Genomic DNA, 20968 nt, shown 5'->3' with positions numbered 1-20968 from the left:
CCAAATGATCCTAAGACCATTATCTAGGAATATCTCGGAACGTCCAAGTCGATTGACATAAAAGCAGGTTAATAAGTAAGGAATTAATGGGCGGAAAGTAACGCCTAAACATAATATACGAGGAGGACAAACATGAAGAAAACTATTCGCTTAAAACAGAGGACAGGTAATATACTATTTAATTCGATTAATCAGACGTTGTTAGTTATTTTTTCATTAGCTTGTTTAATACCGTTTATTAATATATTTGCTAGTTCGTTCGCTTCCACCAAAGAAGTGGTTGCAAAGAAATTTATTTTATTTCCAACTACCTTTTCACTTGATGCTTATAAGTTTATCTTTTCTACACCAACTATTTTCAAAGGACTTGCTGTCTCCACATCTATTACTATCGTTGGAACAGCTTTGAGTATTTCTTTAACCGCACTTATGGCATATGGATTGTCACGTAAATATTTAGTAGGACGTAATTTCATTAACTTTATTATTGTATTTTCGATGTTGTTCAGTGGTGGGATGATCCCAACCTTTCTTATCGTTAAAGCAGTGGGCTTAGTTGATTCCTACTGGTCACTCATTATTCCCGGGGCAATAAATGCGTTTAATCTCATTATTATGCGTAACTTTTTTCAGGCATTGCCCGATAGCTTAGAAGAATCAGCTAAAATTGATGGGGCAAATGACTTTAGAGTGTTTTTCCAAATTATGATTCCACTTGCCCTTCCATCGATAGCAACGATCTCGCTATTTTACGCAGTCACCTATTGGAATACTTATATGTCCGCCATACTCTACATTAACGATTCGAATAAATGGCCATTGCAAGTATTATTACGGCAAATTGTTCTCGTATCCAGTGGGATGCAGGGAGACAATGCTTCCGTTGACGTTGTACCACCAGCCATGACTATCAAAATGGCAGTTATCGTCGTCGCTACCGTACCAATGTTGATCGCTTATCCTTTTGTGCAGAAACACTTTACGAAGGGAGCTTTACTTGGGGCGGTCAAAGGGTAACTACTACAAAAAAAGTTCTTTATGATACCGTCAGGATTACCTCCTTCGAAACCATAAAGAACTTTTTTCAAATAATTTATTCCGTTTTGGCTTTGCGATATGCACCTGGAGTTGTCTGTTCCTTTTTTCGAAAAGAACGAATAAAATTTTGCGAATTTTGATAACGTAATTTCTCCGCTATATCTTTAATGGTCATATCCGTTTCCACTAACCACTGCTTTGCTACTTCTAATCGATAGGTCGTTACATATTCACTAAACGTCATATTATATTCTTTCTTAAAAATACTACTTAAATAATTAGGGCTATAGTGAAGCCGATCACTAATACTATCTAACGTTATATCTTGATCATACTCGGTGCGTATAATGGTGGCGATATTATCGGCAACCGAACGAAATTGTTCACTTGTTTTGTCTCGCATCGTAATTACCATCGGTTGAATAATTTCTTTTACCAAAATTCGTTCGATCTCTTCCGGATTACGAGTTTCCAATAGTCGATGAAACAAATTGGCATTACTATGAGAAAGCAATACGGTACCACCAATCACTTGCTCTAACTGAATTAAATTATTGACAAAGCGCATCAACATAACTTCCAAATTAGCAGGCGATTGACTATGTTTAATCATAGCCGCTAGCAGAGGATAAAGATGCTCCGATACTTTTTCTACTTCTCCCAATCTAATCGCATCAAACAATTTCAACTCTAAATCTACCGGATAATAGATATGACGTGATCCCGTAACAAGCGCGGAAACATCTTCGAAAAATATAATCGATTCTTTACCGAGATGAAGACGTTGGTGTAACGCTTCTAATCCCATGTTCATCGCATTTTTACTTTCTTCTAGCTCACTGTAGATGTCACTGATGCCTATACTGACAGAAAACTGATAGCTGTCTCTCGTCGTTCTAATAATTGTTTTACCATATTGGATTAATTGCTTATGAATTTCTTGGCTGGACACTTGTTCGAACAATAAAATCGTGGCTTGCGTTCGTTCATTCAAAACAACCGGCAGCATTCTATATTGTAATGGAATAACTTCTTCTACTATTTTACTTGCTGTTAACAATAATACGTCTTTTTCCATGCGATACTTTTCCTGAAAACTGTCCAATTGAATAAGCATCACGATAAACATCGTATTTGCAGTAATTTCATAATTAAATCTCTTCATACTGCTGGCTATTTCTTCTGTCGTCAAACGATTAAACAACAAATTAAGTATAAATTGTGTTTCCAGCTTTGGTTTTTCTATTTCTATTAAATGCTCTAATTGTTGCTTTTCATGCACAATCGAATCAATAGAGTGAATGATCCAATCTACTTCATCGTGCGTCGCTCCTTCTGTTCGTTGTGGTAGTCTTTTTTGGATTTTTCGAAATGGTCTAGCTAAATATACAGATAAAAAATAAGCAATGATAATTAACAAAAGTAAAATAACAATACCCATCACCACTAAGCCGATCAACGTTGGACGGAGCGCATCGTTAATTTTACTTTCATCAAGCTTCGTTATGTATGTCCAATTGTTATACGCTGACTTTGCATATAAAACCTTTTTACCACTGCCTCCCTTTTTGTCCAAAATAACCTCGCCAGTTTCTGGCATCTCCTCTATTTGCTTATTAATTTGCACCAGCTGTGCAGCATTTAAAACAGTATTATCGCTTTCTGTCGTAAATAGTAGCTCGCCATGTTTGTTCATAATATAAACGGAAGTATCCGGTCTAGCTCGTAACATCCGATTTAATGAAGATAGCGGAATATCGGAAGAAGCAATAGCATTTTTATATTGCGAGTGAACAGGTAGTGTGTGGATAAAGCGGATACCAGTATCCGTTCGAATCCAAAACAAGCTTTCCTCTTGATTATCTATGTAATGTTCTCGTAATTGTTTATTCTCTTGCTCCGACAGTCGATAGATCGAACCGTTAGTTATATTCCAATTTTGCGTTAAACTGGTGAGGGAATATTGCACTCCTTCCATTCCCATCGTAGCAATGTATTGTAATTGAGAATTGAGTTCGCGATATGTTTCAAAATCATTTTCTGTCATATCACTTTGCATTGTTTTATTAAATGATTGCGATGTACTATACGTACTAAAGGCATATTCAATCGTTTTAATTTCTTGCTCCATCGTATTGCGAACTTGCACAATTAAACTTTGCTGATTTTCAGCTACATTTTCGACTACTGATTTAATGGTAGATATATAGATGTAACTGCCAAATCCGACTACCAATGCACAGCTCAACAATAGAATGGGTACAAATATATTATAGAAAGTTCTGCTTTTTTTCATATATGGTCTCCCTATGCAACAATAGTAAATCCTCCCCGAAGATTATGTATTATAATATAGCGCTTTCAACAATAATTCAACAAAATAAAATATTTATATAAATGTAACTAAATTTTTGCATCTGCTTGCATTTCCTTTTATACTGATACAAGTACTAAAAAAGGAGTGTACCTATATTGAAAATCATCGATGCCCACATGCATCTATCTCATATTACTTCGTTCCAAGAAACAGCACAATCACGCTCGTTTGTTAACTACTCAGTAGAAGGATTATTACGCGAATATGCCGCCAATAACGTCGTATTAGGTATCGGAATGGGGCTAACAGAAACAGTTTCGCACGGCTTTCCTGACCAACTTTCTCACACCCCTATGGGATTGGACATGATTACCGAACAATTTCCGAAGCAAATCGTCTACTGCCCTGGCATTAATCCATTTCGACTAAACAATGCTGGATTGGATGAACTAGAACGCTGCGTACAGCAGCCAGAAGCGGTTGGAATCAAAATCTACCTTGGATATTATCCCTATTACGCATACGATCCTATTTATCAACCAGTCTATGAGCTTGCCAAACAATATCAAGTTCCTGTCGTCTTTCATACAGGGGACACCTATTCCGAACGTGGATTATTGAAATATTCCCATCCACTTACCATCGATGAAGTGGCAGTTACACATCGTGGGGTCAATTTTATGATGGCACATTTGGGGGATCCGTGGGTATTAGATGGTATTGAAGTCGTATACAAAAACCGGAATGTATTTGCTGATGTATCTGGTTTAATTGTCGGGAATGCTGCCGAATGTATACGGATGGGGCGTGATCCTCTTACGTTTGCTCATCTACGTCAAGCACTTGCTTATGGCGACCATTATGAAAAAATATTGTTTGGGACGGATTGGCCGCTTGCTCCTGTTGCACCTTATTTAGAGTTTATCCAACACGTTATTCCCGCAACTTATCATCATGATGTGTTTTTCAATACAGCGTTACAACTGTTTCCAAAAATACGACCACTGGTCACTTAATGTAACAAAACAAATGGCATCGGAATCCGCCTTGTCGCTTCATCCCATGCCATTTATACATTTTTTCATACAAACCTTTCCTTCCAACTAACTACGCAAGCTGGTTTATACGTTTTTTCTTATAAAGCCATCATTACAACCGTCTACACAAGCCCGTTTATACGATTTTTCATACAAACCCTTCACTCCAAACGTCTGCACTTGTCCGTTTATACGCTTTTTCGTATAAAGCTTATGTTCCAAGCAACTACTTGTACCTGCGATCCGCTTTTGCTGTCTTTTTTGTTGTACTAAGTGTAACCATTATAATGGTTTCGATGCTTATTATCGTTGAGCGTAATGTTTTTATGATATTTGGTTTTGGCCCGAATTGGTTAAGACGACATAATACAAATAGAACAAGCGTCAGCTAATATTAGCGTCGCTTGTTCTATTTTCTAATATTTGCTTTAAATTTATCTTAATGGAATTAATTCAAATACCTGGTTATCTCTACCTGTATTATTCCATTGAATAAATGGCGCTCCGTCTGAGTGACTTTCATTTGATACATCTAGTCGGTAATTATTAGCAGCATTAATGATGGCATAATCGCCTTCATACGTGCTCTGAAAAATCCATTGAGCTCCGTTTACTGATTGGACAATCTTTGCTCCATTGGCATTCGAATTATATATTACACCTAATTCTTTACCGCTATGTAACGCTGTAAGAGTATATCCATTTGTACTTTTGGTCGCTAACCATTTTTGATTGTCTTCATTATTATGGTACCACTGAACAACTGGTGCACCCTCATCCATGGAATAAGTTGAAACATCAAGAAATTTGCCACTGTGCTTAGCTCTAATCATATAAACTTGACCATCCTGAATTAGATCGAGCCTGACTACTTTGGGTGTTAGCTCATCACCTACAGTACCATGACCGAGTTGTCCAAAATCATTGTTTCCCCAAGTTCGAAAAAAAGTAATATCCGCAGCAATACTATGATTATATCCTGCACTGATTTGCGAAATTTGATTTAAACCTGCTACTTGCACTGGGTTTACTTGTGATGTTGTTGTACCGTTCCCTAACTGACCATAACCGTTAGAACCCCAAGTCCAAACAGTCGCATTAGATTTTAATGCCATACTGTGTGATTCACCAGCAGCTACTTTATTTACACCACTTATCCCTGTACTTTGAACGGGACTCGTCCGATCAATAGTGGTACCATCTCCTAATTGCCCCGCTTGGTTGTCTCCCCATCCCCATAGCGTGCCATCTGTCTTAACTGCCAATCCAAAATGACTACCAGCAGCGATAGCTTTTACATTGCTAAGGGTTGTTATTTGAATAGGAGCTACTTCTACGTTTTGCGCAGATACATCTCCAAGCTGACCGTTTGCATTATTACCCCAAGCCCATACGGTACCATCATTCTTCAATGCATAGCTGTGATACATACCACCTGCAACAGCTTTGACATCACTTAATGACTGCACTTGTACTGGAACTTTTTGATCATTTGTTGTCCCATCTCCAAGCTGCCCATAAGTATTCATGCCCCAAGTCCATACGGTACCATCTGATTTCACAGCTAAACTGTGATTATTACCAGCTACAATTTGTACTACATCACTCAGCGACGATACTTGAATAGGAGATACTTGATTACTTAACGAATTGATGCCTAATTGACCGAAATCATTTGCACCCCAAGCCCACACTGTACCATCTGATTTCAATGCCAAACTATGTTGTGTACCAGCAGCTACATTTGTCATATCGTATAACCAAGGTACTTTCATCGGTTTATCCCGACTGTCTGTGTTTCCATTACCCAATTGGCCATAAAAATTTTTGCCCCATGACCATACTGTTTTGTCCTCTTTCACAATTAAACTATGATTGCTACCTCCGGCTATTGCAATCGCTTTGTCCGCAATATTCGGTGGTCCTGCATGTACAGGTTTTACTGCTATCACCGCTGCCACCAGCAACAGTAAAGTTAACAATAACATAAAGCTCTTTCGACGAATTTCCAAAATAATCAACTCCTATCTTTTTTTTGAATTTTTCATTACAATTTTTAACTTATCACGATTTGACATTTAATACAATAGTTTTCTCTTTATTGACACATTTATAATTAGAAGGGTTATATTACTTATTATTTATTTTTTGTCATGGTATGAGTTGCATTACTCTTTTAAGTTTATTTTCTCACTCACCTACATTACCTATATTAGTTTATTCTGATCCGAAGTAGCGATCCACTTTCGCTGTCTTTTTTGTTGTACTAAGTGTAACAATTGTGCTGATTTCGATACTTTTTATTGTTGAGCGTAATATTTTTATGATATATGATTAGTTTTGATGAGTATTGGTTAAGACGATAGTAGCGATAATAGTTTGTAGCAACAAGCGTAACGGAAGTTACATAAACTATATTTACAGTAGCGAACAGAAAGTGAGATAAACATCCATGAGTAAAAAAATTACGCGCGATCTTTTCATCATTATGATAGGCTCTTTTTTATTTGCTTTATCGGTCAATTTATTTATTATTCCCAATCAGTTAGGGGAAGGTGGCGTAACGGGAATTACCATTATTCTCTTTTACTTATTTGAATGGTCGCCTGGACTGATGAGCTTAATATTAAACACTTTTTTACTTATATTTGGTTATCGTTTTCTCGATAGACAAATGGTTATTTATACGATAATCGCTGTTATTTTCAACTCTCTATTTTTGCATATAACAAGAACTTGGACCATTGACTCTAACGAGATGATTATAAATGCTATCTTCGGTGGTGCATTGGCGGGTGTTGGTATCGGAATTATTATGTTAGTCGGAGGTAGTACAGCAGGGACAACTATTTTAGCGAAAATAGCTAATAAGTTTTTTGATTGGAAAATAAGCTATGCGTTATTGTTCTTTGACTTAATTGTCGTATTTGCTTCTTACTTTATTATTGGAACCGAGCGATTGATGTTTACGATTATTATGCTGTACGTAGCTACCAAAGTGATGGACTTTATTATGGAAGGATTAAATCCGAAAAAAGCAGTTACGATTATTTCCAACAGTCAGGAATTGATTGCGAAGGAAGTTACTGTTGCGATGGATCGTGGTGTTACCATTTTACAAGGAAAAGGCTACTATTCCCAAACAGCCAAAGAAGTTCTCTATATTGTTATTACGAAACAAGAACTGTCGGCTTTGAAAAAAATCGTCAAAAATATTGACGAGCATGCTTTTCTAACCATTCACGATGTTCGTGATGTGTTTGGCGAAGGATTTATGAATTTGCGAAAATAAGACTAGTACGTGTCTGAAAACTCATCACATCTTCCACTTAAAAATGGAAGCTATATATACAAATATGAAAAATTGACCCTAAGGTCGGTTTTTTGCATGAAAAAACGTACAAATATTCGTATAGGTGGTGAAGGGAGATCAAGTTTATACGATAAATCGTATAAAGTGACCCCGATAGTGGGGTGAACGTAACGGTTTTATACTATAAAACTTACAAACGTTCGCTTTTTCGATAGTCGGAATGTCACTTTGTACGAAAATACGTACAAGATTTGTCGTCATGAGTGGCTACATGTGAAAGTGCTTGATTGTATTGAAAAAGCAGAGGAGGAAACATCCGTTTCCTCCTCTGCTTTTCTTATTTTGGTGTGAGACACATGATTGAATTTCGGAAACTGGTTGCATACAAGGTGTTTTGATCCCTGTCTCACGAACGGGGGTCAGTCCCCTGATCCCTAATAACAGCAAACAGTGCTTTATATACTACTGCAGATTACGAGTTCACACCTTTAATTCTTTTGAAAGTTTACAAATGTATATAAGATGTTGTGTACACTATCTTGTAAACCTTTAACGATAAATGCTGGGTTTTCTTTATAAGCTTTTTTAAGTGCTTTTTTATTCTTATGTGGTGACATGATATCTAACATTAAGTCATTCCCTGAAACTACTGCACGATCTGCACTCATAAAGCCAAAAACAGCATCAGAACTTACAAATCCATCGAAGCCCCACTCTTCTCTTAATATATTATTTAAGAGCCCTGTATGCTCGCCTGCCCACTTAGGTCCAATGTATGAGAAACTTGACATTGCTGCTTTTGGCTCACTTTCTTTTACAGTAATTTCAAATGGTTTTAAGTAGATTTCTCTAATTGCTTGCTCATCAGCCCATAAGACAATACCTGATCTTGCATTTGTTTCTTGATCATTCATTGCAAAATGTTTAATAAACACGATAACACCTTGATCTTGTGCACCTTTAGTAATTTCTGCAGACATAATTCCACTTAAGTATGGATCTTCAGAGAAGTATTCGAAGTTACGCCCTCCTAGTGGTGTACGGTGAATATTCATTGCAGGTGCGTACCAACCATCAATACCATACGCTACTGCTTCCTTACCAGCTGCCTCTCCTAACAGATATGCAAGATCTTTGTTCCAAGTTGATGCTACAACTATTTCCGTTGGATATGCTGCTGCTTCATACTTTTTAAATACATAGGAGAATCCAGCCGGTCCATCCATTAATAATTTTTGTTCAATACCCAATCTTTCGATTCCTATTGTTTTATATGCTCCGTTAGTAACAAAATCCATTAACTCATCCAAAGTAAATTGATTTAAAAACTCGTTCCATTTTGGATCATCATAATCTAAGCCTTTTAAATCTTCAAGTTTTAGTGTTACTTCTTGATTTAACTCAGGTAATTCTAGACCTTCGATAACATCTAATTTATCGATTGTTTCTAGTAATGAATCTGGTGCAGTATGGCTAATGTCTTTATCACTTGGGTATGTTCCATCCCAATCACTTCTTAATAAGTATTGAATATCACCTTTGGCATCTTCAAACTGGTTGGCATAAGCTACATTAGTTTTACTATTTGTTTTATACTCCACTGTTTCATTTACAGTATAATCTATACTTTCGAATGTTTCATGAACGTTTGTCGCAACTCTAATCTTATAGTTACCGGCATCTAAAATGTATGCCTCTCTACTTGTATCATATGACGCCATATCTCTTACACTAAAGCTTAATGTTACAATCTCTGACTCATTTGGTTCTAGTAAATTAGTTTTAGTAAAGTCACCTAGTACTGTTTCTGATTTTTCTAATCCACCATCAATATAAGGTGCATTGAAGTATAGTTGAACAACGTCTTTACCAGCAACTAGGCCATTGTTTGTAACTTTTACATCAACAGATATAGTTTCTTCATTAAATGAACTATTTACTACTTCCCATTGGAAATCTGTATAACTAAGTCCATATCCAAATGGGTATTGAACTACCTTATTATATGTTTCCTCATCTTTAGCATATCTTGTTTCATAGTATCTATAACCTACATAAATACCTTCTTGATAATTAATGAACGCTTTCTTCAAGTTATCATATTTGTAATCTCCAAAGTTTTCACTTGCTGGATTACTACGAATATCATATGCATAAGTATCAACTAAACGGCCTGATGGATTCACATTACCTTTTAAGATATCAGCTAAAGCTAAAGCTCCGTAAGGACCAGGAGTACCTACCCATACAATTGACTTGATTGATGGATAATCTTCTAATAAACCTAACTCTAGTGTGTTACCAGCGTTAATAATGACTGTTACATCATCAAAATTACTAGCTACCATTTCAATCATATCTTTTTTATTTTGTGTTATTTGTAATTGCTCAACAGTCATATCTGATGCTTCAGATCCTGAACTAGATAAGAAGATTAATGCTTTATTTGAATATTGCTTAGCATTGTCAATTATTTGTTCGCTAACTTTACTATTTTCTAACTCATCAAATGTTTCACCAAGTACCATAGTTTTAATCATTTGTAACATACCAGCATTATCAGCACCTGTTTTAACATTTGAACTATAAAATTTTGCTAACTCTTTGTTATACTCAATGCCTTTAGCATCTAAACTATCAAAAAATGATACTTTACGTGATTGATCAGAGTTTCCTGATCCTCCTCCACCAAAACGCATGACATGAGGAGCCAAACCAAACACATTAATCTTTTCATTGTTTAATGGTAGTGAATCATCCTCGTTTTTCATTAAAACGATTCCTTCTTTAGCTATCTCTAACGATATATGATCACCATTCTTTAATGCAGCCTGTCCTTCAGGTGTTGAAGAATCCATAGTAATATCAGATGCACCTGTAGCATGAAGGAGACTTTTTACTAGTGGTCCAAATTGGACTGCTAGTATTACAAACACAACCGCTACTAAAGTCCATGCCATATACCTCACCTTTTTATTTACTTCTTTCTTATAATATTTAAACTCTTTCTTTAATCGTTTCTTATCTAATTTATTATCACTAGCTTTTATTTCCGCTTTATATTTAGCTGTAGACTCTTTTTTTAGTTGCTTATTCCCAGCATCTTTTTTAGCCTGTTGAACGGCTAATTTCTTAATTTCCTGTTTTATCATTTTTTCTCTTCCTCCAATAACTTTTTGTAAAGTGATTGAATCCTTTTATAAATTTCTTATCAAACATCATCATTAATCCATCCGTCATATTCATATCTAACATTCCATTGGACATTCTTGCTAGTCCTCTAAACGGTATATTTTGTCCGAATATTACGTTGTTAGCAGCTATTGGCTTATTCATTTTATGAAGTGTATGATGTGTAAGATCAATAACACCATTAATAAGCTTACCAAACCGTGAACGATATCTTGTTTCTAATATTATTGAATCATATGTTAATGGTTGTGTTTTATCATATTTATCTTCAGCTATCTTAAAACCAACTAAGTTTTCAAAATCTTTCTTAGAGATATTCATTAATTGATCAACAGCATATCCATTCGGAATAAATTTATCATATACTTTGCCCGCTATATTAATTTTCTCTATGAACTTTATATCTCTTGATGAGAAACCAACTCTTATTTCAAAAATACCCGCTTCTGATTCCCATTGTTTTGATTCAGTATCATAATGTTTAAAGGCATGATTATCTAAAATCATATGAATAGTTTTGGTTTCTTTAGGTTCAAGTTCAAGCTTACTAAACCCTTTTAATTCTTGTTTAGCACGTAAGATATTTGAGTTTTCACGTCCTACATACAATTGAACAACACTCTCACCAATAATATCTCCTGTATTAGTAACGTCCACTGAAACATTATTACCATCCACTTTGAAGTTAGATAGTTCAAATGTACTATAACTTAATCCATATCCGAACGGATATTTTACATTTTGATCTAAATAGTCATATTGTCGATATCCAATAAAGATACTTTCACGATGTTCCGAATTAATTATGTTACCTGGATAATACTTATTACTAACAACGTCCTCATATTTAATAGGATACGTTTCAGCAAGCTTACCAGAAGGATTTACCTTTCCAAATAGTACATTTTTCATAGCCATGCCACTACCCTGGCCACCTAAGTAGCCATGAACGATTGAATCTACTTCATCAGAGAATGGTAGCTCAATTGGAGATCCCCCTGAAAGAAGTACTACAATCGGTTTATCAATTTTAATAAGAGCGTTAATTAAATCAAGTTGAACTTTATTCAATTTCATATCGATACGATCAACTACTTCAGCTTCCTTACTTTCATCAAGTCCGAGACTAACAATAATTATATCCTTTTTTTGGGAAACTTTAACTGCTTCATCAATTAATCGCTTACGTTTCTTACCATAACGATGATAACCTTGTGCATATTCGTAATCTAATCCTTCAAAAGCATCAATTAAACTGACTATCTTCGTAGGGTTTACTAATGAACTTCCTGCACCTTGATATCTAGGTGTCTTTGCAAAATCACCAATAATTGCGAATGAGGACTTATCACTTAACGGTAACAGGTTATTTCTATTTTCTAGAAGGACGATTGACCGCTCCGCTGCTTTTATAGCTAAATTATGAAATAGATCAATATCATATATCGTATGTTTTGGATCCTTAACATCTTCTATAAAATTTAATAACGATAAAACATTTTCATCTAATACCGACTCATCTAAACTTCCGTTCTTAATTGCATCTAAAATGTCTTTATCAGTCATCCCGTTAGTAGATGGCATCTCTAATTGATTACCTGCTTTCAGCGCAGCAACTCGATCACTGTTTCCACCCCAGTCAGTAACGATTAAACCTTCAAAGTTCCACTGATCACGTAACACATCTTTTAGTAAAAATGGATGCTCGTTTGCGAATACACCATTGATCTTATTATAGGCAGTCATTATAGCCTTACTCTTTCCTTCCTCTATACTCATTCTGAAGGCTTCTAAATAAATTTCATGTAATGCTCTCTCATCAACTATCTCATCGATTGACATACGTACATGCTCTTGGGAGTTAACTGCGAAATGCTTTACACAGGCACTAATGCCAGTACTTTGGATACCTTCAATCATTGCTGATGCCAGTTTACCTGTTAAATAAGGATCCTCAGAAAAATATTCAAAGTTTCTTCCACATAATGGATTTCTCTTAATATTGACACCTGGACCTAGTAAGACAGAGACATCATGGTAAGCAGCTTCTTCACCGAGCATTTCTCCAACCTTCTTGACTAAAGCTACATCCCAACTATTAGCAAGTGTTGCTGCTGTTGGATAGCATGTCGCATTCAAACTTTTATTTAAGCCTAAATGATCAGCTTTACCACCTTGCTTCCTTACACCGTGTGGACCATCTGTTAACATAATGCTTGGAATATCTAAACGTTCAATCGCTTTTGAATTCCAAAAATTCGCGCCAGACATTAACGAAACTTTCTCTTCTAATGTCATCTTCTTAAGTTTATCGTTCATACTATCACCTCATCTTTTCATACTAATTATAAGCAACAACGCTTTCATAAACACTAACCAAATCAGACAATAAAAAAGACAACTACTTAAGTTGTCTTTTGGCTTTTCGATATTTTTGTGGTAAAACACCTGTATAATCTTCAAACAAATTATAAAAATGAGTCTCATTACTATAACCGATGCTACGCATAATCACCTTTATCGAATAATTAGTTGTTCTTAAAAGATATATGCTTTCATCCAGTTTTATTTTTTGAACATATTTACAAAATGTTAGACCCGTTTCTTTTTTAATTATACGACTAATATGTTCCTTAGAAAAATTAAAATAAAATTGTAAATCTTCCAAAGTGACTGTTTGATAATTTGACATAATAAAGTTATTTATCTCCTCAAATAATATCGAGTTTCTACTAGTTTCATGTTCAACTACAAGATCATAATCATTAGCATACAGTTTATCAAGAAACTTTGATAAAGTTTTAAAGTTATCACTCTTTATATTTTCAACTAAAACATGAAGCACATCTTCAATACCTACCACATCTCTAAAAATAATGTACTCGCTCTTCTTTTTGTTAGCTGAAAAAGAACTATTAATTAAATCATACTTACTAAAGTCTATTTCACTGGCATGTGTTATTTCTCTATTTATACCAATAATAAACAAATCAAGATCATCTTGATTTATTAAATCACTATGATAACAGTTAGGGTTAATAATACATACATCACCTTTATTTAGCGTGTGAATAGTTCGATTGATCTTGATATTAAATGTTCCCTCTTTTACATAATGTAATTCAATATGTTTATTTCGATGATATGGAGCATTTAACTTACTATTATTCCCAAGGTCTTGTTTAATTCCAAACATTGACCAACTTTTAGGAAGCGACTCTTTTTTAAAAGGGGTTGAAAAACTTTCGTTATCCAAACTACTGTAGAAAATGTTACTTACAAACTCCTCTTGATTAATACTCCAATGTGTTATAAATAAAGGATCTGCAACGTGTAGTACACCACTTGAAAAGAACTTTAAGTTACTGTTGGACAACATTTTATATAAAGATTTTTCGTCAATAATTGTTTTCATATTACATGCTCCACTCGGATTTTATTTCGGTATCTGCTCATACCGCATGTGAAAGGATAAAGCTCCCCTCCAACCATATTTTACGTTGTCCGTCCTTACTACTATTAATTTAGCCATCTGTAGTTTAATGTTAATTAGGATATGCACTTATATCTAGTATACCTTGTTTATTAAGTTTCAATAAATACTTGATTCTCTTCGTACATAGATTTGGGTATAATCATCCAATTGATGCACCCCCGAGAAGAGAACTACTTCATCAATCTCGACTGTTTCTTCTTCATCGTTCGTAAGGTGTACTTGCTCACCGCCAAAATGATAAGCTATCATCTCCAGTATCCCATTTCGATAATAAATAATTACTTTAATATAATGAAAATATTAGCAACTTTGTCATTAGTAACACACTGTTTACGAATTTGCTGTAGTATATTCGAATATAAGAACAACTTGCTTCACATTTGTCTTCACTTATTTCCGATACTTTTTCTAAAATATAATGGAGCATGTCCCGTAACCTCTTTAAAAACTCTGCCAAAATGAGTGATACTACCAAACCCAACTCTGTTAGCTATCCATTGTACTTTGACAGAAGTATTTTCTAGCAGCTGTACTGCTTCTTTAATCCGAACGCTATTCACATACTCCACAAACGTAAAACCAGTTGCTTCCTTAAACGATCGACTCAAATAATACGAACTAACATAAAACTTCTCGGCTAGTATCGCCAACGTTATTTTTTCCATATAATGTTCGTTAATATATTTCACAACTTCCATCATTCGCTCATGCATAGCATTAGTTACCGCTGGTACCTCCAACATATGCTGCTCATAATATCTACAACAAGTAAGCAGCAATTGCATCGCTAATGATTGACAATATAGCACAAAGCCACTTTCCTGCTCCTTCATTTCCTGAATTAAAGCACTGACAATCGACTTGATAGCTTGACGGTATTGCAAGGAATCTGACAAAACAATATAATCCTCTTCCCATAGCGGACGAAAAACTTCCTTATATTGCTCATCAATGACAAATAACTGCTCGTGAATATTAATAATAAATCGTTCGTGCTCTGACGGGTCAGCATTCGTCGTGCGATGCAAAACATTAGGAGCAATGATCACAAGGTCTCCTTCCCCAATCGTCATCATGCGATCTCGAATAAAAAATTGCCGCTTTCCCCGTAACATATAATAAATTTCATATGTGCCATGAAAATGACTAACTGGCATATGATGACTCGATGTTTGTCGCTGGGACAGCGTTAAAGTCGCTTCGTTGTTTTCATAATATAAACTATCCACTTCCTTGCCCTCCCACCTGCATAAATTGAATATCTCCATCATAACACCACAAAATATAAGAAGAAAACAATCATTATTGCAAATAATGTACATATTCAAAATGCTAAAATAAACATAACGACAAAAAGGAGGCAACGTTTATGCAAACCGCTACATCTTTCACCCCTATACAATGGGCGCAACAAGCTGCTGATACGATTATGGCAAAATTTGAAGCAGAGCAATTACCACCCGAACGTTTTCACTATCATCAAGGTGTCTTCTTATCTGGTGTAGAAAAATATTGGCGTCAAACGAAGGAGCAAAAATATTACGACTACATGAAACGCTGGGTCGATAGCCATATTCAATCCGATGGAAGTATTCCACGCTTCAAATCGGATGAACTCGACGACATACAACCAGGTGTCTTATTATTTACACTTTACGAACAAACAGGAGAAGAACGCTACAAACAAGCACTTTACAACCTCGTTCCACTACTAAAAAACTGGCCCTCAAATGCTTCCGGTGGCTTTTGGCACAAAGGACATTATCCCAATCAAATGTGGCTCGATGGTCTGTATATGGCAGGTCCCATTGCTGTCCAATTTGCCAAAACATTTGACGAACATGATTACTACGATATGATCACATTTCAAGCACTACTGATGGAAAAACATACAAAAGATCCGCAAACTGGACTGTTATATCATGGATGGGATGAAACGAAGCAAGCAAAGTGGGCAGATTCTGACACCGGACTTGCACCAGAGTTTTGGGGACGGGCAATAGGTTGGTATCCAGTAGCACTACTCGAAATGTTCGAACATCTGCCGGATAGCCATAAGGACAAAGCACAATTAATAGCAATCGTACAACATTTATTGCAATCATTAATCAAGTTTCAAGACGCTACAACCGGGCTGTGGTATCAAGTGATTGATAAAGGGGACAAAACAGATAACTGGCTAGAAAACTCCTGTACTGCTCTATTCGTTCATGCGATTGCCAAAGCAGTTCGCTTCGGTTATTTGGACCCTTCTTATTTGCAATATGCGTGGAAAGGCTACGGAGGGGTTATTAATACGTTAACTTTCGATGAAAACGATAACGTTATTATTGGAAACATCTGTATTGGTACAAGTATCGGCGACTACGCTCACTACATCGCCCGCCCAACAAGTGAAAACGATTTGCATGGAGTTGGAGCTTTTATGTTGATGTGTGTGGAGATGAGTTTAGCAGCCCGATAGTAAGAGTACCTACATTTACTTCATGCTCTCTAATTTTGCCTCAAAGTTAGAGAGCATGGATGCCATCTGCTATTTAATCTATATCTCATCCTAATGCTAGTAGAGTATGTGCTTTTTCAAACATACCCAAATTGTATAAATATTCCGTTGGAGTTTGCTTATATCTGTCTCTTATTATCAATACTTCTTCCTTATAAGCGGAAACTAAACAAAAAAGACGTTACTTTATCGCAACGTCACTTCGTTATATTTTCTTCACTATTTATATAGTGGGAAGCTGCCAGTCAATTTCTGCTAATCCTACTTCTTTTAAATATTGATTTGTACGTGAAAATGGTTTACTGCCAAAAAAGCCTCTGTAAGAAGATAGCGGACTAGGATGCGGAGAACGAATGAACAGATGCTGTTTATTCGTAATGAGTACTGCTTTTTTTTGCGCATGACTGCCCCACAATATAAAAACAACTGGTGTTTCTTTTTTATTAACAACTTGTATCACTCGATCCGTAAACTCTTCCCACCCTTTAGTTTTATGTGAATGGGCTTCGTGCGCTCGTACAGTAAGAACTGTATTCAATAAAAGCACGCCTTGTTTTGCCCAATGCAGCAAATGCCCATGATTAGGAATAGGATAGCCTAGATCGTCATGTAGTTCTTTAAAAATATTTTGTAAAGAAGGCGGAGCAGTGATACCGGATTGTACCGAAAAACTCAAACCGTGTGCTTGTCCAACTCCATGATAAGGATCTTGCCCCAATATGACGACTTTCGTATTCTCTAGTGAAGTATAATGCAACGCATTAAAAATATCATGTTTGTCTGGAAAGATCGTTTGTGTCTGATACTCTTCTTTCAAAAACTGTCGAAGCTGCAAATAATACGGTTTAGTAAATTCTACTTCTAGCTCATCTGCCCAATCATTTTTCAGTATAGCCATAGTTTGTATATTTCCCTCCAAATTTCCTTTCACTTGCACCTCTATTTCTAAAATTATATCATAATTCCCCTCCTCTATTGCTATAATTTGTTACACCATTTGTAGAGAAACTGTTTCTTTTAATGGTATGCTAGTAAATGGTATCTAAAAATATATGCAATTTATGATTAGAACGTGTCTATGAGGTCTTAACATCTACTGTGAAAATTGTAATAGGGGATTATAGTAGGATTTTATACGATAAAACGTACAAAAATTCAAACAATTACTGGAGAAGATCAAGTTTATACGAAAAATCATATAAAGAGACCCCGATAATAGGTTAAGCGTAAGGATTTTATACGATAAAACAAACAAACATTCGTATTTCCGCTGATTGGAATGCAACTTTGTACGAAAAAACACCCAAATTTACCGTTCCATTCATTGATCTTGAACATGACCTAGTTATAACTTGAAATAATATTGATACTCCAGTTAATTTTTCAGTTTATAGCTTACAATTATTTAGTTTTCAAATACGTCCTAGTTTATCGATTACAACTTGTGATTGGAGAGAAGGAAGGAATGCAAGGAAATGTACGTTTAGAAAAATATGCTGTGGAGCATAAGGAAGATAGTTTTTTACAAGGTGTCAAAGATTGTATTCCCACTCTACTTGGCTACTTGAGTATCGGACTTGCTGCTGGAGTCATTGGACATACTGCTGGGCTCTCGGTAGCCGAAATTGCGCTAATTAGTATACTTGTCTATGCTGGCTCTGCTCAGTTTATAATGGCGGGGATGATTGCGGCACACGGTTCAGCTATCTCTATTATTACGACGGTATTGTTTGTTAATCTTCGCCATCTGTTACTTAGTGCAGCACTGTCACCATATTTTCGTCACCTTACTCCGTTCAAAAACATGTTAATAGGCGCCCTACTAACCGATGAAACCTTTGGCGTAGCTATTACACAGACCGCTAAAAAGAAGCAAATCAGTGAAAAGTGGATGCATGGATTAAATATAACTGCCTATATTAACTGGGTAGTAGCCAATATAGTAGGTGCTTTCTTCGGTCAGTGGATAACGAATCCAGACAGCTTGGGGTTAGACTTTGCATTGCCAGCGATGTTTATAGGACTGCTCGTTATATTAATGGCAAGCCGTCCTAAACTAATCGTCGATATTATTGTAGCGCTCTGCGCTGTTGTACTCGTAGTTGGTGTAAGTTTAGTATCATCAAGTAGTGCTGGAATTATCGTAGCTACTGTTCTAGCAGCGACAATAGGAATGGCGGTGGAAAAGTGGAAGTAAGATGGTCGATATTTTTCATTATTATTGGAGCAGCATTCGTTACTTTTCTTCCGCGAGTGCTACCTCTCATTTTCCTTAGTCAAAAAGAACTGCCTAATTGGCTCGTGCGCTGGTTAAATTATGTACCAATTGCCGTCATGGCTGCTTTAATCGGTCAATCGTTATTTTTAAAAAATGATGAACTTACTTTATTCAAAAACAACTTGGAGCTATTCGCAGCTTTACCAACCTTTCTAGCAGCCATCTTCACCCGCAGTTTAGCAATTACCGTCGTCGTTGGCATTATCTCGATTATTATATTGCGCTTTTTATTTTAAGTTATAAGTCCAAGCAGTTGCCGTTATAAACCATTGTCGCTATATCGAAATGATTTCCGCTGAAAACTTTTCGATATAGCGATACATGATTTTAATAGAAAGCTTTATTCATTACTGAAGCTGTCTATTTTTTTAGATATAAATTGTTGGAATCTAGCAAAATATCGTTCTGACGCTTCCCAACGTTTAATTGCCAAATACGAAATGTTCTGACGAACGGCTTCATCTGGCGATTGATAATGACGAGAAACGTAGCCATCGTTATCAAGCGTATAGAAATAAAAGGCACCATCGGGAGTTTCAATATCAAGCCGACGAGCGAAGCAATAACCGTCTTCATCCATACGTGCTTCTCGTCGAAAACGATAATAGCAAGACCCATTCCAAAATCCATCATTTTCTTCACCATAATCATCAAGTTGCTGGATTATCGGGTGCTGCAAAAGATCTTCCACATATTTTATCTCTATAGAAGGCAAATAAAGCTCCGCAACGTTGACGCAAGTCAGCAGCATGATCCAATTATTATGAATATCCGCTAACTGTTCCGCAGATTGATCGGTAATATCAAACCACTCCGCCGCTTCTTCTGCCGCTTTTGTCAAAATAGTGACTATCCCATCATCTTCTATCATTACAAAATAATGACAATTTACCGTCATCATATAAATACTAGCGTTTCGTTTCTCTCCAGCTTCATCGATATGAGCTCGACTTACTTTAAAATAAACACCTGCTTCTTCGATCTCAAAAAAATGTTCCTCTGTAGGCATCAGGACACAGGTCGTTAATTTTAATAGATTAGCTACATCTATTTGATCGTTTATAAAGTAAGGTTGGTCTGTTCTCTTTCGTTCGAAAGCAACTTTTTCTTCTCTAATGGCACTCCGTCCTTGTTCCACAATAGTAGCTAACGTTCCAAAAGAAAAAGCTAACTCATCTTCATCTTCATCCTCGTCTTCTTCAAAAAACACTTCATCTATAAGAACTGCTCGCATATCGATTGGTACTTCATCGCAGATGGCAAGTTGATCCCAAACGTAAATCGTGCAATTAGTGGATTTCTCTCCGTTAACGGTATAACGATATTCCTCATCAGAAATAAGTATATTAGTTGATAGATTTCCTTCCACGATTAACTCCCCATGATTATAGGAACCACACAATATTTCTTCAACCAGCATATTACCCACGACATAAATTTCTTGTCCACCAACCACAACGTTTTTGGCAATCAGATCGCCTTCCACTACTAATGCAATAGCGCCATCTGTTTCTTGATTATAAATATAATCAATCGTACAATTACCCTTCACATAGATACATAGCACTCCCTTATCCTCAGGAAAATGCATATACCAATCCAAATTAAGTGAAGATAAAGTTAGGTCTCCATCATAATAAGCAACCAGGTCATCTGTATCCGTAGCTTTATAATACTTTCTCCAGCTCGAGTTTTCTGGAAGTTGTTCCATAATGGTGCTTAACGATTTAATTTCAAACTGCTTCTCCATACATCACGATCCTTTGCGTTTTTTACTATAACCTTATCGTACAG

The 20968-nt window shown here is 36.0% G+C and carries 15 protein-coding genes; 6 read left to right on the top strand and 9 right to left on the bottom strand.

Going from position 1 to position 20968, the window contains the following annotated elements; all coding sequences use genetic code 11:
- The first annotated feature begins 132 nt into the window (after nucleotides 1-132).
- Entirely contained in the window at nucleotides 133-1017 is an 885-nt protein-coding gene (locus tag ACFSTH_RS02315) for a carbohydrate ABC transporter permease (protein ID WP_377775519.1), read from the top strand.
- Between the two features lie 76 nt (nucleotides 1018-1093).
- Here the strand turns inward: ACFSTH_RS02315 and ACFSTH_RS02310 are convergent, their stop codons facing one another.
- Nucleotides 1094-3334 carry an AraC family transcriptional regulator gene (locus ACFSTH_RS02310; RefSeq protein WP_377775517.1) on the bottom strand — a complete coding sequence of 747 codons (2241 nt, stop codon included), beginning with the start codon at nucleotides 3332-3334 and terminating at the stop codon, nucleotides 1094-1096.
- A gap of 176 nt (nucleotides 3335-3510) precedes the next feature.
- Between ACFSTH_RS02310 and ACFSTH_RS02305 the strand changes: the two genes are divergently transcribed.
- Nucleotides 3511-4371, top strand: a complete 861-nt coding sequence (locus ACFSTH_RS02305) for an amidohydrolase family protein (protein WP_377775515.1) — start codon at nucleotides 3511-3513, stop codon at nucleotides 4369-4371.
- A 455-nt stretch (nucleotides 4372-4826) separates the two neighbouring features.
- On the opposite strand, the gene ACFSTH_RS02300 is transcribed toward ACFSTH_RS02305, so the two are convergent.
- Nucleotides 4827-6404 carry an RCC1 domain-containing protein gene (locus ACFSTH_RS02300; protein WP_377775513.1) on the bottom strand — a complete coding sequence of 526 codons (1578 nt, stop codon included), beginning with the start codon at nucleotides 6402-6404 and terminating at the stop codon, nucleotides 4827-4829.
- A gap of 440 nt (nucleotides 6405-6844) precedes the next feature.
- Between ACFSTH_RS02300 and ACFSTH_RS02295 the strand changes: the two genes are divergently transcribed.
- Nucleotides 6845-7684, top strand: a complete 840-nt coding sequence (locus ACFSTH_RS02295; protein ID WP_377775511.1) for a YitT family protein — start codon at nucleotides 6845-6847, stop codon at nucleotides 7682-7684.
- Between the two features lie 509 nt (nucleotides 7685-8193).
- On the opposite strand, the gene ACFSTH_RS02290 is transcribed toward ACFSTH_RS02295, so the two are convergent.
- The 5 genes from ACFSTH_RS02290 to ACFSTH_RS02270 form a co-directional block, all read right to left on the bottom strand.
- The gene (locus ACFSTH_RS02290) at nucleotides 8194-10857 is read right to left on the bottom strand and encodes a glycoside hydrolase family 3 protein (RefSeq protein ID WP_377775509.1); all 2664 of its coding nucleotides are present in this window, start codon (nucleotides 10855-10857) and stop codon (nucleotides 8194-8196) included.
- The gene (locus tag ACFSTH_RS02285; protein WP_377775507.1) at nucleotides 10838-13216 is read right to left on the bottom strand and encodes a beta-glucosidase; all 2379 of its coding nucleotides are present in this window, start codon (nucleotides 13214-13216) and stop codon (nucleotides 10838-10840) included. The genes ACFSTH_RS02290 and ACFSTH_RS02285 overlap by 20 nt, the downstream gene beginning before the upstream one ends.
- Nucleotides 13217-13298: 82 nt before the next feature.
- A complete protein-coding gene (locus ACFSTH_RS02280) occupies nucleotides 13299-14312 on the bottom strand; it encodes a helix-turn-helix domain-containing protein (protein WP_377775505.1) in 1014 nt (337 codons plus the stop codon).
- A gap of 177 nt (nucleotides 14313-14489) precedes the next feature.
- The gene (locus ACFSTH_RS02275) at nucleotides 14490-14642 is read right to left on the bottom strand and encodes a hypothetical protein (protein ID WP_377775503.1); all 153 of its coding nucleotides are present in this window, start codon (nucleotides 14640-14642) and stop codon (nucleotides 14490-14492) included.
- A gap of 137 nt (nucleotides 14643-14779) precedes the next feature.
- Nucleotides 14780-15622 (bottom strand): AraC family transcriptional regulator, encoded by an 843-nt coding sequence (locus ACFSTH_RS02270; RefSeq protein ID WP_377775501.1) that lies wholly within the window; start codon nucleotides 15620-15622, stop codon nucleotides 14780-14782.
- 140 nt (nucleotides 15623-15762) lie between these two features.
- Between ACFSTH_RS02270 and ACFSTH_RS02265 the strand changes: the two genes are divergently transcribed.
- Nucleotides 15763-16857, top strand: coding sequence for a glycoside hydrolase family 88/105 protein (locus ACFSTH_RS02265; protein ID WP_377775499.1), 1095 nt, complete (start codon nucleotides 15763-15765; stop codon nucleotides 16855-16857).
- Between the two features lie 262 nt (nucleotides 16858-17119).
- On the opposite strand, the gene ACFSTH_RS02260 is transcribed toward ACFSTH_RS02265, so the two are convergent.
- Nucleotides 17120-17794 (bottom strand): uracil-DNA glycosylase, encoded by a 675-nt coding sequence (locus tag ACFSTH_RS02260; protein WP_377775497.1) that lies wholly within the window; start codon nucleotides 17792-17794, stop codon nucleotides 17120-17122.
- Nucleotides 17795-18361: 567 nt separating this feature from the next.
- On the opposite strand from ACFSTH_RS02260, the gene ACFSTH_RS02255 reads away from it, so the two are divergent.
- Both ACFSTH_RS02255 and ACFSTH_RS02250 read left to right on the top strand, forming a co-directional pair.
- Complete coding sequence (locus ACFSTH_RS02255) at nucleotides 18362-19093, top strand: AzlC family ABC transporter permease (RefSeq protein WP_377775495.1); 732 nt, start codon at nucleotides 18362-18364, stop codon at nucleotides 19091-19093.
- On the top strand, nucleotides 19084-19410 hold the full coding sequence (locus ACFSTH_RS02250) for an AzlD domain-containing protein (protein ID WP_377775493.1): 327 nt from the start codon (nucleotides 19084-19086) through the stop codon (nucleotides 19408-19410). The genes ACFSTH_RS02255 and ACFSTH_RS02250 overlap by 10 nt, the downstream gene beginning before the upstream one ends.
- 104 nt (nucleotides 19411-19514) lie before the next feature.
- On the opposite strand, the gene ACFSTH_RS02245 is transcribed toward ACFSTH_RS02250, so the two are convergent.
- Entirely contained in the window at nucleotides 19515-20924 is a 1410-nt protein-coding gene (locus tag ACFSTH_RS02245) for a hypothetical protein (RefSeq protein ID WP_377775491.1), read from the bottom strand.
- Nucleotides 20925-20968 lie beyond the last annotated feature (44 nt).

This window comes from Paenibacillus yanchengensis (assembly GCF_042684845.1).
Taxonomy (GTDB): Bacteria; Bacillota; Bacilli; order Paenibacillales; family Paenibacillaceae; genus Pristimantibacillus; species Pristimantibacillus yanchengensis.
This window is presented reverse-complemented; position numbering and strand designations above follow the sequence as displayed.

Excerpts from the sequence above, each read along its gene's own strand:
- ACFSTH_RS02315 (WP_377775519.1), top strand. The coding sequence starts at position 133 with ATGAAGAAAACTATTCGCTTAAAACAGAGGACAGGTAATATACTATTT.
- ACFSTH_RS02310 (WP_377775517.1), bottom strand. The coding sequence starts at position 3,334 with ATGAAAAAAAGCAGAACTTTCTATAATATATTTGTACCCATTCTATTG.
- ACFSTH_RS02295 (WP_377775511.1), top strand. The coding sequence starts at position 6,845 with ATGAGTAAAAAAATTACGCGCGATCTTTTCATCATTATGATAGGCTCT.
- ACFSTH_RS02290 (WP_377775509.1), bottom strand. The coding sequence starts at position 10,857 with ATGATAAAACAGGAAATTAAGAAATTAGCCGTTCAACAGGCTAAAAAA.
- ACFSTH_RS02285 (WP_377775507.1), bottom strand. The coding sequence starts at position 13,216 with ATGAACGATAAACTTAAGAAGATGACATTAGAAGAGAAAGTTTCGTTA.
- ACFSTH_RS02280 (WP_377775505.1), bottom strand. The coding sequence starts at position 14,312 with ATGAAAACAATTATTGACGAAAAATCTTTATATAAAATGTTGTCCAAC.
- ACFSTH_RS02275 (WP_377775503.1), bottom strand. The coding sequence starts at position 14,642 with ATGATAGCTTATCATTTTGGCGGTGAGCAAGTACACCTTACGAACGAT.
- ACFSTH_RS02265 (WP_377775499.1), top strand. The coding sequence starts at position 15,763 with ATGCAAACCGCTACATCTTTCACCCCTATACAATGGGCGCAACAAGCT.
- ACFSTH_RS02260 (WP_377775497.1), bottom strand. The coding sequence starts at position 17,794 with ATGGCTATACTGAAAAATGATTGGGCAGATGAGCTAGAAGTAGAATTT.
- ACFSTH_RS02255 (WP_377775495.1), top strand. The coding sequence starts at position 18,362 with ATGCAAGGAAATGTACGTTTAGAAAAATATGCTGTGGAGCATAAGGAA.
- ACFSTH_RS02245 (WP_377775491.1), bottom strand. The coding sequence starts at position 20,924 with ATGGAGAAGCAGTTTGAAATTAAATCGTTAAGCACCATTATGGAACAA.